The organism is Rothia nasimurium (genome assembly GCF_035916755.1).
Taxonomy (GTDB): Bacteria; Actinomycetota; Actinomycetes; order Actinomycetales; family Micrococcaceae; genus Rothia.
The window spans coordinates 161896-174911 of sequence record NZ_JAYWIX010000006.1; the positions used below are offsets into that span (position 1 = coordinate 161896).

Annotated in this window: 12 protein-coding genes; 4 read left to right on the plus strand and 8 right to left on the minus strand. The window is 61.0% G+C overall.

Annotation, left to right across the window (positions count from 1 at the left end):
* The first annotated feature begins 30 nt into the window (after positions 1-30).
* Both VSX42_RS08035 and VSX42_RS08040 read left to right on the plus strand, forming a co-directional pair.
* A complete protein-coding gene (locus VSX42_RS08035) occupies positions 31-1260 on the plus strand; it encodes an acetylornithine deacetylase (RefSeq protein WP_326503796.1) in 1230 nt (409 codons plus the stop codon).
* Positions 1261-1284: 24 nt separating this feature from the next.
* The gene (locus VSX42_RS08040) at positions 1285-2610 is read left to right on the plus strand and encodes a hypothetical protein (protein ID WP_326503797.1); all 1326 of its coding nucleotides are present in this window, start codon (positions 1285-1287) and stop codon (positions 2608-2610) included.
* Between the two features lie 84 nt (positions 2611-2694).
* Here the strand turns inward: VSX42_RS08040 and VSX42_RS08045 are convergent, their stop codons facing one another.
* From VSX42_RS08045 to brnQ, 7 genes are all read right to left on the minus strand, one after another.
* On the minus strand, positions 2695-3657 hold the full coding sequence (locus VSX42_RS08045) for an MIP/aquaporin family protein (RefSeq protein WP_326503798.1): 963 nt from the start codon (positions 3655-3657) through the stop codon (positions 2695-2697).
* Positions 3658-3924: 267 nt separating this feature from the next.
* A complete protein-coding gene (locus VSX42_RS08050) occupies positions 3925-4548 on the minus strand; it encodes a VanZ family protein (RefSeq protein ID WP_326503799.1) in 624 nt (207 codons plus the stop codon).
* An 88-nt stretch (positions 4549-4636) separates the two neighbouring features.
* Positions 4637-5038 carry a fluoride efflux transporter FluC gene (locus VSX42_RS08055; protein WP_326503800.1) on the minus strand — a complete coding sequence of 134 codons (402 nt, stop codon included), beginning with the start codon at positions 5036-5038 and terminating at the stop codon, positions 4637-4639.
* Between the two features lie 3 nt (positions 5039-5041).
* Positions 5042-5494: a fluoride efflux transporter FluC gene (locus VSX42_RS08060; protein ID WP_326503801.1), complete on the minus strand. Its 453-nt coding sequence runs from the start codon at positions 5492-5494 to the stop codon at positions 5042-5044.
* A 9-nt stretch (positions 5495-5503) separates the two neighbouring features.
* Positions 5504-7057, minus strand: coding sequence for a HAMP domain-containing sensor histidine kinase (locus VSX42_RS08065; RefSeq protein WP_326503802.1), 1554 nt, complete (start codon positions 7055-7057; stop codon positions 5504-5506).
* A 5-nt stretch (positions 7058-7062) separates the two neighbouring features.
* Positions 7063-7809, minus strand: coding sequence for a response regulator transcription factor (locus VSX42_RS08070; RefSeq protein WP_237198245.1), 747 nt, complete (start codon positions 7807-7809; stop codon positions 7063-7065).
* Between the two features lie 478 nt (positions 7810-8287).
* A complete protein-coding gene (gene brnQ, locus VSX42_RS08075) occupies positions 8288-9625 on the minus strand; it encodes a branched-chain amino acid transport system II carrier protein (protein ID WP_326503803.1) in 1338 nt (445 codons plus the stop codon).
* Between the two features lie 152 nt (positions 9626-9777).
* Here brnQ and VSX42_RS08080 point away from each other — a divergent pair, with 152 nt between their 5' ends.
* A complete protein-coding gene (locus VSX42_RS08080) occupies positions 9778-10629 on the plus strand; it encodes a PRD domain-containing protein (protein WP_326503804.1) in 852 nt (283 codons plus the stop codon).
* Between the two features lie 69 nt (positions 10630-10698).
* Here the strand turns inward: VSX42_RS08080 and VSX42_RS08085 are convergent, their stop codons facing one another.
* A complete protein-coding gene (locus VSX42_RS08085; protein WP_326503805.1) occupies positions 10699-11556 on the minus strand; it encodes a hypothetical protein in 858 nt (285 codons plus the stop codon).
* A gap of 367 nt (positions 11557-11923) precedes the next feature.
* Here VSX42_RS08085 and VSX42_RS08090 point away from each other — a divergent pair, with 367 nt between their 5' ends.
* Positions 11924-13009, plus strand: coding sequence for an LLM class flavin-dependent oxidoreductase (locus tag VSX42_RS08090; RefSeq protein ID WP_326503806.1), 1086 nt, complete (start codon positions 11924-11926; stop codon positions 13007-13009).
* The last annotated feature ends 7 nt before the right edge of the window (positions 13010-13016 follow it).

Consider the following 13016-nt stretch of genomic DNA (forward strand, 5'->3'; position numbering starts at 1 on the left):
CCGGCAGGCCCGGGGTTTTAGACTGGTGCTATGACACTCCCTGCATCTCTTCCCTGGATTGAAAAGCTTATTGCCGCGCAGTCCATCAGCCAGACCAGCAACCGCCCCGTACTCGACCTGCTGGCGGCTGAATTTGAGGCTCACGGCCTGACCCCGCACTACACCTACAGCGAGGACGGTGAGCGCGCCAACCTCTTCGTGACTGTGCCCGCCACGGACGGTGGTACAGACGGTGGCGTGGTGCTGTCGGGGCATACGGACGTAGTTCCGGTTGAGGGCCAGGCCTGGACGGTCACCGACCCTTTCACTCCCCTGGTGAAGGACGGCAAGCTTTACGGGCGCGGGTCGTCGGATATGAAGTCTTTTATTGGGTCGGCTATGTGGCTGCTTCCCCAGCTGCTTGAGGCTAAGCTGGCGAAGCCGGTTCATTTCGCTTTTTCCTACGATGAGGAAATTGGCTGTGTAGGTGCGCCCGCCATGGTCAAAGATTTCAAGGCCCGCGGTATCAATCCCGACTTTGCGGTCATTGGTGAACCGTCCATGATGCAGGTTATTTCTGCTCATAAGGGTGCCCACCGCGGCCGGGTGACTTTCAAGGGTATTGCCAAGCATGCCTCCTTGGGCCCGCACGGGGTTAACGCCCTGGCGCCGGCGGCGGAGTTTATTACGTTCTTTGAGCAGCTGGCCGGTACCTGGCTGTCTGAGGGCCCCTTCGATGAGGGCTTTGTGGTGCCCTATTCCACCGGCGGGGTGAACTTTGCCCGCGGTGGTATTCAGTACAACATTGTGGGTGAGCATGTGGTTCTGGAGTATGACTTCCGCACGGTTCCCCAGATGACCACCGACGAGGTCGTTACCCAGATTGAGGCCAAGGTTGCCGGTGATCTTCTTCCTGCCCTCAAGGCACGGGCAGCGGACGCTGAGGCCCTGGCTGGCGCTGCACCCGGCGAGTTTGTGGATGCCGTGGGTATCACCCATGAGCTACTGGCTGCCGTCCCTGCCCTGGGTACTGCTGACGGTGCTGAGATTATTGCCCTGGCCAACGAGTGGGCGGGGCGCCCCGGTTCTGTGGAGGCCCAGAAGGTTACCTACGGTACTGAGGCTGGGCAGTTCGCCCTCTACGGCGGGGTGCAGGCGGTGGTGTGCGGCCCCGGCGATATCGCCCAGGCTCACACCCCCAATGAGTGGATTGAACTGAGCCAGATTGAGGCCTGCGACCGCTTCATGCTCAAGGTGCTGGAGTGGGCTAGCCAGGAATAGGGCCGGGTATCTAAACTGGACCCTATGAGTGCCCCATATCACTTTATCCCCTACCCATCAGAGCCGGGCCTACACCCGGCCCTGGCCGGTATTCTGACGGTTCCCGTCAGCCTTGAGCGGGCGGGTGAGCCCTCCCTCCTGGTCTATCTTCAGGGAGAGGTTGAGCAGGACCCCAACCAGCCACCCGGGCAGGGAAAGATTACCGTCACCTACCGACCCGACACCGTGGCGGGGGTACAGGTCAGTGCCCTCTATCGCGATGGGCGCGGAGAGTATGAGGACGCCGGCACCTGGCAGATTACCGCCTCGTCGGCTCCCCTACTCGGTGGGGAGGGGCTCCCCGTCCTCATCGAAGCCAGCCCGGGCACCTTTCAGCCTGTCGTTACGGGTGATGAACTCACCGAGGAGCTAGAGCTCCTCACTGGCTTTTGCCGGGGCGTCCGTGCCCTGATTAACCGGGAACTGGGCAACCAACCCTACCCGGCGACCTGGCCCCGACTCACGCCCGGGGTGGTAACCTGCTGCAGCAACCTGCCCTATCTCATCTCTGCCACACAGGCGACATCCGAGGTCGATGTAACCCTAGCCCTGCCCACCTCTCCGCTGCGCTGGTGGGGGTTCGTACCCGTCCGCCCCTCCGATGACACGGTGCGGGGTCTGGCAGCAACCGCCAGCAGGGCACGGCCTGAGGGCCTGTGGTATGCAGGGTTCTATAGGGACTACTCCCAGGCACAACAGGGCTACCAGCCCGCCACCTTACGTTGTGTGGCCAGCACCGATACCGATTGCTGGGCACTGAAACTGAGTTGGCTCAACAGCATGACCCTGTATGTTCAGCGCAGCGGCAACTGGGATATCGTCTATGGCTCCCCGCTGGTAGGGGCCCAGACAAACCTCCCCTTTACCAGGGGCAAATACGAGGTGGCGGACGTCCGCGCCGCCTCCGCCCTAGAACCCCTGGTGCGGGCGATTCACCGGGATCTCTACGAGGAGCCCGGCCTACCCCCGGTAACGCAGTGGCGTATCGGACCGCATTCAGAAACCGTGCACCTGGCCCTTGCCAATGACTGGGGAGAGTTCTTCCCCCTCTGGTACGCCGATGAGGGAAAGCCGGCTGAGGACCTTAAGCTGGCCCCGTCCACCCGGCAGTTACTGGGCAAATGGGCCAGCCTTTGGGAAGACCTGGAATTGGACCCGGAAGACCTCGCCAGCCCCAAAATCCGGGCCTGGCGGCAGCTGGGGGAGAGACTGTGCGATACCCTCACCAGCGAACTGGGTGCGGGCTACACTGTCAAGCTCCACCTGTTGAGCCGTACCCAGCCCTGGAGCGACCTACAAGACCGCGCCTAGAGCCGGTCGGTGCAGACTTTTTGGGCTGTGTGCAGAGAAAACCCTGCACACAGCCCAAGAAATCTGCACAGCACCCAGTGGGGACTACTCCCAGAAGGCCCGCTTCTGCACGACCGGCAGCTGGCCGGTGGGCACGTAGGTGGCGGCGGCGGACGCGGCGGTAGCCTCGGTGTCCTCGCTCTGGGGTAGCACCTCAGCCGACTTAGACCGGTACATGTGCTTGTTAGCCCACAGACCGAACCCGAGTACAGCCACAGCCAGTACAACACCGACCACCTGGAAGAGTGAGAACTGGCCGTCATAGTAGAGCTTGAAGAAGGATCCACCCATCATGCCACCGGCGATGGGGGCGCACACCGGCACCCAGGCGTAGTACCAGCGGGAACTTCCCTTACCGTGAATAGGCAGCAGGGCGTGCATGAGGCGGGGGCCAAAGTCGCGGGCAGGGTTAAGGGCAAAGCCGGTCTGGCCACCCAGGCCAATCACGAGCACGGTGACCAAGAAACCAAAGGCCAGGGGCTTGAGCACGTGATTCAGGTTGAGCGCCAGGGCCGAGCCTTCGAGCACGGGGGTGAAGTTCACGCCCACGTAGAGGGCTGAGAAGACCAGCAGGAAGGTGCCGATGATTTCGGAGAGGGCATTAGTGAAGTAGTTGTGAATAGCGGGCACGGTGGCGAAAGCACCGAGCTTGATTTTACGGTCTGCGGTGGCTTTCCAGTGGGGCAGGTAGTTGAGGAAGACGAAGCCCGCACCCACCATGGCCCCAGCGACCTGGGCGAGAATGTAGCCGGGCACCATGGCCCAGTCGAACTCCCCGTAGGCGGCCAGGCCGATAGAGACGGCGGGGTTGAGGTGGCCACCGGAGTAGGCGTGGGAGGCGTAGACGCCGAAGGCGACGGCAAAGCCCCAGCCGAAGGCGATGGTAAAGAAGTTGTCGCCGTGGCCCTTGGAGCGGCGTAGTTCGACGGTGGCAATGACGCCGCAGCCGATGGTCACCATAATCATGGTGCCTAGGAATTCGGCTAAGTAGGGACTGATAGTGTTCACGTGTTTCTCCACAAGTGTCGGGGGCCAGTATGCCCCGGCGGGTGCCGGACCCTTCAGCCCATAGTTTGCTTCACTTGGGTTTAAGTGTGAATAATTGGGTTTTTGACGGCAAGGCTTAGGGGTAAAAGTGCTCTAACACTTAAGCGGTTTATCGCCCTCTTTTTCAGGGGATGTGACCAAGCTCCCACCAGCGCGTTCACCTGCCAAGACAGGGAGGCTGTTGGGCGGGCGTCCGCGGGGATTCTAGGGGCGGACGCACCCGCCCCACTAGCGCCCGAAGAGGCGGCGCAGCTGCCCCGGCAGGGTATGACGATACTGCCAGGTGGCAAGGGCACCCCAGCCAAGGACAGCACCCAGGGTGTTGTTGAAAATGTCTTCGGCATCGAAGGTGCGGATAGCGCAGTCATAGTAGCCCCAGATACCGGTCAGCTGGGTCAGCTCAATCGCGAGAGAGGTTCCAAAAGCCGCGAAGAGAACGGTACGGAAGCTAGCTCCCCAGCGCCAGCGGGCCAAAACCCCAAAGGGTACAAAGAGCAGCACATTCAGCAGCATCTGCAGCACGTAGATAGAGAAGATAGCGCCGAGCAGGCCGTCGTTGGCTGCAATAGCGAATTCGATACTCCAGCCCAGGAAGAAGCGGGGGTAGGTACTGCCCCAGCCATCGGGGCAGACGAAGGAATCGTTATCGGGCAGGGGCAGGAAGGTGTAGGCGATGACTCCGGTAGCGTAGAGCACCAGGACGCCCGTAGCGGCAATGCGGCGCAGGAGCCTGCGGGCGGGCAGGTGGCGGCCAAACCACCAGAGGGTGGGCACCACAAAAACCATAAGCAGGGCCCAGAGGGAAAGCGCCTGCTGGAGCACGGGAATCGAGAAGTAGAAGTAGTACCGCATAGCCTTATACGTCAACAGGTATCTGAGTGATTGAGTGTACCGGCCTTAGCTGGGTCTTTACAGAGAAAGGCTGAAAACCACCCCGAGGCTAGGGGAGTAGACCTAGGGCGAGACCAGCCAAGGCAGCGAGGGTTGCGGCAAGGAGCTGGCCGAGGGCAAGGACGCCGGTGGCCAGCTTGCCGGGGGCTCGTAGGGTTTCGAGCAGGGCGGTGGAGAAAGTGGTGTAGCCACCTAAGAAGCCCACTCCCAGAATAACGGTGAGATTTTCTGTAATTACAAAATTTTCCACACCGGGAATAGGCGTGATATGGGCAGCGAGAAGGCCGGTGAGACAGCCCAGAAGAAAAGACCCGGTGACATTAATAAAGAATGTCCCTAGCGGCATAGATACTTGCCAGAGCCTTGATGTGAGGGCCTTACCCCAGGCATCAACCCACAGGCGCAGGGCTGCGCCTGCGCCACCGGCGAGAAAGACTAAAAGATAGACCATACCCTACTCCCCCGTTCCACGAGCTGGCCTACCGGCGTGGGGCGGGCGTCCACGCCTCCCCCATCTGCCTCCGAACTGCCAACCGCCCCAGGCCAGCAGATAGCCACCAACCAGCGAAAGCAGGGCATAGGCAGCAGCCACCCCCCAGTGCCCATCCAGGGCCAGCTGAGCCAGGGCGAGGGCAAAGGTGGAATAGGTGGTGAACCCGCCAAGAAAGCCGGTGCCCAGCGTAAGACGGAGATCCTCAGCACGAGCAGATAAAGCCCCTCCCGGGGCAGCGGCAAGCAGGGCACCCGTCAAGAGAGCCAGCAGGAAGGCACCTACCCAGTTCACCACCAGCACGGTTACGGGCAGGGTGCCAGAGACGGGAAAGGCAGCCAGGAGCAGGGCCCGCGCCAGGGCACCTGCTCCACCGCCCAGAAAGACGAGCCAGGTAGCGCGGAATGTAGGGGTCATTCCCCCAGCCTACGCCGCCAGCAGGGGCAGACGCACCGTAAAATCGGTACGGCCGGGGCGGGAAACCACATCGATAGACCCCCCGTGGGCTTCCACGATGGCCTTGGCGATGGGAAGGCCCAGCCCGGTGGTGCCGTCGGAGCCGGAGCGGGCAGCGTCCGCCCGCGTAAAGCGGTCGAAGATCTTGCTCTTGAACTCGGGGGCAATGCCGGGGCCGTTGTCACTCACGCTCATGATGGCCTCGCGGCCGCTGGCAGAAATCGACAGGGATGCGGTCACCGTGGTGCCCTCATCCGTGTGTTTCCGGGCATTCGACAGCAGGTTCAGCAGCACCTGCTGCAGCTGAGAGCGATCGCCGCGCACCTCCACCACGTCCTCGGGCAGGTTGAGCTGCCAGATATGAGAGGGGGCTGCCACCTGCAGGTCCATGACGTTTTCTACCAGTAGTTCGGTCAGGTCTACCTCGGTCATCTCGGGCTCGCGCCCCTCATCCAAGCGGGCCAGCAGAAGCAGGTCGTCGACCAGGCGCGACATGCGTTCGGTCTGCGAGTTCACGCGCTCTAGGGAAATCTTACCCTGGTCGGTGAGGGTTTCGGTCCAGCGAATCATATCCGCATAACCCTTGATAGCCGCCAGGGGCGTCCGCAGCTCGTGGGAGGCGTCCGCCACGAATACCCGCATCTGCTCTTCGGTGCGCGAGCGCGCTTCGAGGGCCGACTGTACGTTGTCTAGAAGCTGGTTGAGGGCGTACCCCACCGCGCCTACTTCGTCGCCGGGGTGGGCGTCCGCGGGCTGTACGCGGGTGGCCTCGGGCAGGGTTTCGAGGGCCAAGTCCATGTGGGCGACGCCTGCTGCGACCTGTGAGACCCGCTCAAGGGGTTGCATGGTGCGGCGGATAATCCAGGAGCCCAGCACACCGGCACCGATCATCACGGCAACCGAGCCAGCAGCGATCACAGCTACCAGCACAGCGAGGGTGCGGCGGGTTTCTGCCAGGGGTACACCGGTGACGATGACGCCCTCGCTGACCGGGTTATCCTGCATGACAACCAGATATTCACCCACCTCTAGGTCTACTTCAACGGTGCCATCAGAGGTAGAAAGCGCCAGCAGGGTCTGTTGGTCGGCCTCGCTGAGGGTCTGGGTGGAGCCGACCGAGTCGAGCATGCCCGCCACCACAGTTTGGCCGTTGGCGGTGCAGAGGCTCAGGGTGCCGGGGCCCTGGCCGGGAGCATCAAGAGTGGTGCGACCGTCGAACTGCTGGCAGCCATCTGCTTCCGCTTCACCAGTTTGACCCCCTATGCCACCGGGCTTGAAAGCCACAGCACGGTGGGCTGCTTCATCGAGCTGACCGTAGGCGCGTTCCATCAGGGAGCTAGAGAGTGCCCAGTAGCTGGAAACACCGATGATGAGGCAGGCGATGCCCAGCATGGTCACCAGAATAGCGATGAGCTTGGTGCGCAGGTGGGGGGCGGTGCGCAGCCCGGTGGGGGCTGCGTCCTGGGCTTGCTCCTGCCCCGAAACGGGCGCAGGGCTGCCCGCAGGCTGTGAAGATACTGCCATGAGCCCTACTGGTTGGCGGGTTTAATGACGTAGCCTGCGCCGCGCACGGTATGAATCATGGGTTCACGACCCGCGTCAATCTTTTTGCGCAGGTAGGAGATGTAGAGTTCCACGATATTGGCCTGGCCGCCGAAGTCGTAGTTCCAGACGTTATCGAGAATCTGGGCCTTAGAGACCACACGCTTAGCGTTTTCCATGAGGTAGCGCAGCAGGTCGAACTGGGTTGCGGTGAGCTGGATTTCTTCACCGCCGCGGGTGACTTCGCGGGTGTCCTGGTTGAGCACCAGGTCGCCGACTACGAGTTCAGCGTCGTTGGCTGCTGCTACACCGGAGCGCTGCACCAGGCGGTGCAGGCGGATAATGACCTCTTCCATGGAGAAGGGCTTGGTGACGTAGTCGTCGGCGCCGGCGGCCAGGCCGACGATGCGGTCGTCCACGGAGTCTTTGGCGGTGAGGAAGAGGCAGGGCACCTCTGGGTAGAGCTTGCGGATGCGGGAGAGCAGCTCGACACCGTCGAAGCCGGGCATCATGATGTCGAGCACGAGGACGTCGGGGCGCCAGTCACGGGCGATAGCCAGGGCTGCGGGGCCCTCACCCGCTGATTTGACCTCCCAGCCAATCATTTTGAGTGCCACACTGACCAGCTCTTCGAGCATGCGCTCATCGTCTACCACGAGGGCGCGGATGGGCGACCCGTCGGGGTGTTCAAGGGCCGGAAGGTTCTTGGCGATATCGGTTGCTGTGCTGCTCATACTTCTAAGGGTAGCTAACAGCGGGAGTTTAGGGGTACCTTGACCGCTATTTGGGGTCTTTGGGGGCTGTTTTCACAGGCGATTCTTATGCGTGTGTGAGCGGGAGCAAGCCGGGTGTGGGTCTGTCTTGTATGAGCAAGTGAGAGAACATTTAGTGTCAGTGGGATGACACAGAGATGTAATGTTTCACAAAGACCTGCCTTTATGAGCACCGCGGGTTTATTTCCTTAGCTTCATCGGGTAGAGTTTTGAGCAGGCTGTCAATTGTTTATTTTTGAAGAAACTTTATGACGGGTTGCCTAGAGGCTTTCTAAGTTTGAGTTGAATGAACCACCTCGCAACTCGTTAGACGGGCTCGCGTTGATGGTTGTGGTTCCCCTCAGCGCGGGCCTCTCTACAGCAAAGGGTCTTGCCCCGCAGATGCGGGAGCAAGACCCTTTCTTTTTGCCCTCACACAGGGGCGGGTACGGTGCCCGACTTAGCGGGCGGACGCGCGGCGGTGCTGTACCAGGTCGATAGCGGCGCCGATGAGGGCGGCAACCAGGGTGGGAACGAACCAACCCAGATCGTAAGCGTGAGCGGGTGCCCAGCCGATGAGGGGCTCGATGACGTTTGAGCCAAGACCCTGGGAGTTAAGGGTCATGAGCAGGGCCCACACGACCGAAACCAGCAGGGCGAAGCGGTGGGTGAGGTTCATCCAGGGCGCACGCAGGGCGGCCTCAAGGAGGGTAAGGACGACCAGGGTCAGGGCCGGCGGGTAAAGGGTGGTGATGATGGGAATGGCGAAGCTCATCAACCCTTCAAGGCCGAAGGACGCAAGCACGAAGGCAATCAGGGTGAAGATGATAGCCCAGGTGCGGTAGGAGACCGAGGGGACCAGCTTATTGAAGAAGGAGCTGGTCGCACCGATGAGACCCACCGAGGTGGTCAGGCAGGCCAGCAGCACGATGAGGCCGAAGACGACGGCGCCGGGGCCGCCCATAGTCTGGGCTGCGGCGTCGGTGAGCAGGGCTGCGCCGTCCTTGTAGCCCTGGCCGTCCGCGATGTGCTCGCCAATGTAGCCCAGGCCCAGGTAGACCGCACCCAGCAGTACGCCGGCAATACCGCCTGCCAGGGCGACGCTACGGAGCATTTCGGTGCGTCCGCTGATGCCCTTTTCGCGCAGGGAGGCAATCACGATGATGCCGAAGGCTAGGCCAGCTAGAGAGTCCATGGTCATGTAGCCGTTGACGAAGCCGGTGGCAAAAGCGCCGCTGGCGTAGTCTTCAGTCGGTGCGGCCGAGGGGGTACGCAGGGTAATGAAGCTCATGACGACTAGCACGCCCAGCAGGATTACCAGGGCGGGGGTCAGGTACTTGCCCAGGCTGTCAACGATGCCGGTGGGGTTCATGGCCAGCAGGTAGGAGACTCCAAAGAAGACGGCAGAGAAGATAAGGGTGGGCACCATGCCGTCCACCGACAGGTAGGGGTCTACCGCCATGGCGTAGCTGACGGTGCCGGTGCGCGGCAGGGCGTAGAGGGCGCCGATGGAGAGGTAGACCAGGGGCGGGAAGAGCAGGGCGAAGATTTTTCCGCCGCGGCCCGCCAAATCTTGCAGATCGCGGCCGGTGACGGCGAGGGCGATAACAGCCAAGATAGGCATGAGGACGCCGGTCACCAGGAAGCCTGTGATGGCGGGGGTGAAGTTTTCACCGGCTTCTGCACCGAGCATGGCGGGGAAGATGAGGTTGCCTGCGCCGAAGAACATGGAGAACAGCATGAGGGCTGTGACCACGATGCTGATGAGCGGTGATGATTTAGTGGGTGTTGAGTTCATAGGTTCGGGTAATTCTCTATTTGTACGAAAGGCTTAGTTTACTCCTCTTTATTGGGCAGGTTGCGGGCGCGTGGGGCCCGCGGGTGGCGGCGGGTCGGTAGACTGGTAAGGATATTCGCGCGTTTGTGTGTCTGAGACAAAAGGGGGTCACGTTGCGCATTTCACGTATTTATAACAACAATGTGGCTCTGGCTCAGGCCTATACGGGCGAGCAGATGGTGGTTATCGGTCGCGGCTTAGCGTTTGGTAAGCGCAAGGGCGATATGGTTGACCCCACCCTCATTGAGCAGACCTTCGTGCCGGAGCACGGCACTCCCGATGAGACTCTGGCGGGGTCGCTGGCGAAGATTCCCTCTGAGATTCTGGGCCTGGCCACCGAGCTTGAGTTTTTGGTTAAGGCCGAGGGTATTACCATTTCCCATTCCTTTATTGTTCCGGTGGCTGACCATATTAGTTATGCGGTGGTTCGGGCCCGCGAGGGGCTGGCGGTGGATTACCCGCTGGCTCTGGAGGTGTCTCAGCTCTACCCGCAGGAGGTCCGATTTGGCCACCGGGCACTGGAGCTAGTCAAGGAGCGTCTGGGGATTGAGCTGCCTGAGATTGAGGCGATCCCCCTGGCCATGCACCTGGTGAATTCGCAGTTTGCCTCGGAAGATATGGGCGGTACCTACCGCATGACCGAGGTCTTTGCCCAGATTTTTGAGGTGATTGGGGCCGGCTTTGGCGGCCCGGTGGACCGGTCATTGATGAGCGCTGCCCGTTTCGTCACGCATCTGCGCTATCTCTTTGTGCGCGCGGGCGCTGCCCAAACCACGGACGCGGGCACCAGCGTCCCCCTGCTCCTTGAGAGTTTGAAGGACGCCCATCCCCGCGCCTTTGCTGCGGCGGTGAAGGTAAAGCTGGTGCTTGAGATGCATCTGGAGCAGAACCTGACCGATGATGAGCTGACCTATCTGACGATTCATATCGCCCGCCTGGCCCGCGACCAGTACGGAACCTCCTAGCGGCGTCCACCCTATTCTTTCTCTCTTCACCCCGAGATAATCCCTAGGGTCATGAGAGAAAGAGTAGGGTCATTGGCCTGTTACCCGGACGCCGAGGTGACGCAATCTCGAGATCAACAGTTCCGGGCGCTGTGCCAGGTCACCCCAGGTGGCACGGATAACCGTCCACCCCGCCAGTTCTAGTTCCCGTTGCCGCAGCGCATCATTGCGTAACTGCTCATCGGTTGCCCGGTAGGCTCCGTAGTACTTATGCAGACCGTCCACCTCAAGAAGCAGCTTGAGGTGGGGCCAGGCAAAATCAGCACGGCACAGGCGCCCGGACGGGGTAACGATTTCAAACTGTTGAACAGGCTGTTCGATACCTCCTTGATAGAAGCGAAGCCTGGCAAAAGATTCTAGAGGGGACTCGCTCAGCGGGCTCATCAGCGCAGCCACAACACGTAATTTCTGGGAGCCTCGCCCCTCACAGTGTTCGAGCTCTTCTCGCGCAGTGTTGAGTTCAAGATTCCCGTGTTTTAAAAAGAAATCTGCGATAGCTAGCGACTCCTGCAGAGGCATGGTTTTTCCGCAGTCTATGACGGTTGTGAGCGGGTTCGTGACTTTAACTCCGCCTAAATCAGTAGCCAGGGAGCATTCTTTTACCTTATGGCTATGCAGGATTGCCTGCGGGTGCCCCGACTTATTGATACCCAAGAGGGAGAGGTGCACTTTAGGGGGTAGGGCCATCAGCGGAGCACCCCACAGCAGGGCGGCTGACTGATGACTCACTACGGCTGTGGGGCGGGTTTTTTGCAGGGCTACCGTCACAGCTTTGGCTCGGTCGCTGCCTGTGCAGTGTCGTGCGATATCACCTTTGAGATAGACCCCGCGGGTCAGGCGTATAAGCTCGCCTCTACGGTGCTTCGCACTGATGAGGTTGTTACTCATGCCCGATTCTTTGAGTTCACGGTGAGTGTGCATCGCTGAACAGATGTGTGAGAGGTTGAGTTCCATGCCGCTACTGTGGCAAAAAGGTTCGGGGGCTTCAAGTGACCCTATTTGAGCCTGTGGATAACCCTTATTTTCGCTCGTCAGATGCCTGTGGACAAGAAGACACAAGATGGCCTCTGCATCGTCACAAAGAACACCCTATTCTTTCTCTCTTCACCCCGAGATAATCCCTAGGGTCATGAGAGAAAGAGTAGGCTGCAGAAGCCGCGCGCCACCCCACACCCCCAAAATACTTTACAAGGAAAGTTTTTAGGAGTAGATTAAAAACATCGAAACAACAACACCACCTCGAAAGGTCACCACCATGCAGTTCGGCATCTTCTCCGTCGGCGACGTCACTATGGACCCCACCACCGGCAAGACCCCCAGCGAATACGAGCGCCAAAAGGCCATCGTTGAAATTGCCAAGAAGGCAGACGAAGTAGGCCTCGACGTCTTTGCCGTTGGCCAGCACCACAACCCGCCCTTCATCGCGTCCTCACCGACCACCACCCTGGCCTACATCGCAGCCCAGACCAAGAACATCCTACTGTCGACCTCCACCACCCTGATCACCACCACCGACCCCGTGCGCATCGCCGAAGACTACGGCACCCTGCAGCACCTGACCGACGGCCGCATGGACCTCATGTTGGGCCGCGGCAACACCGGCCCCGTCTATCCCTGGTTCGGCAAGGATATCCGCCAGGGCGTCAACCTGGCCATCGAGAACTACGCCCTGCTGCGCAAGCTCTGGAGCGAACAGGTGGTCAACTGGCAGGGCAACTTCCGTACCCCGCTCAACTCCTTCACCGCCACCCCGCAGCCCCTGGACGGCACCGCCCCCTTCGTCTGGCACGGCTCGATTCGCACTCCCGAAATCGCAGAGCAGGCCGCCTACTACGGTGACGGCTTCTTCCACAACAACATCTTCTGGAACAAGGAGCACACCCAGCAGATGATCAACCTCTACCGCGAGCGCTACGAGCACTACGGCCACGGCACCGCCGAGCAGGCCATCGTGGGCCTGGGCGGGCAGGTCTTCATGAGCAAGAATTCCCAGGACGCCGTTGCTAAGTTCCGCCCCTACTTCGACAACGCTCCGGTCTATGGCGGCGGCCCTTCTCTAGAAGATTTTGCTGACCAGACCCCGCTGACCGTGGGTTCACCCCAGCAGGTCATTGAGAAGACCCTGTCCTTCCGCGACTACGCCGGTGACTACCAGCGTCAGCTCTTCCTGATGGACCACGCAGGCCTGCCCCTCAAGGAGGTTCTGAACCAGATTGACATGCTGGGTGAGCAGGTTGTGCCCGTGTTGCGCGAGGAGTTCGCTAAGCTGCGCGCCGCCGGTGTGCCCGAGGCCCCCGTCCACCCCCGCTACGCTGCCCACCTGGCTGAGCAGGGTAAGTAGGGGGGAG

Coding starts and splice junctions, on each gene's coding strand:
- VSX42_RS08060 (WP_326503801.1), bottom strand. CDS start 5,494: ATGACCCCTACATTCCGCGCTACCTGGCTCGTCTTTCTGGGCGGTGGA.
- VSX42_RS08050 (WP_326503799.1), bottom strand. CDS start 4,548: ATGCGGTACTACTTCTACTTCTCGATTCCCGTGCTCCAGCAGGCGCTT.
- VSX42_RS08055 (WP_326503800.1), bottom strand. CDS start 5,038: ATGGTCTATCTTTTAGTCTTTCTCGCCGGTGGCGCAGGCGCAGCCCTG.
- VSX42_RS08040 (WP_326503797.1), top strand. CDS start 1,285: ATGAGTGCCCCATATCACTTTATCCCCTACCCATCAGAGCCGGGCCTA.
- VSX42_RS08065 (WP_326503802.1), bottom strand. CDS start 7,057: ATGGCAGTATCTTCACAGCCTGCGGGCAGCCCTGCGCCCGTTTCGGGG.
- brnQ (WP_326503803.1), bottom strand. CDS start 9,625: ATGAACTCAACACCCACTAAATCATCACCGCTCATCAGCATCGTGGTC.
- VSX42_RS08070 (WP_237198245.1), bottom strand. CDS start 7,809: ATGAGCAGCACAGCAACCGATATCGCCAAGAACCTTCCGGCCCTTGAA.
- VSX42_RS08035 (WP_326503796.1), top strand. CDS start 31: ATGACACTCCCTGCATCTCTTCCCTGGATTGAAAAGCTTATTGCCGCG.
- VSX42_RS08085 (WP_326503805.1), bottom strand. CDS start 11,556: ATGAGTAACAACCTCATCAGTGCGAAGCACCGTAGAGGCGAGCTTATA.
- VSX42_RS08090 (WP_326503806.1), top strand. CDS start 11,924: ATGCAGTTCGGCATCTTCTCCGTCGGCGACGTCACTATGGACCCCACC.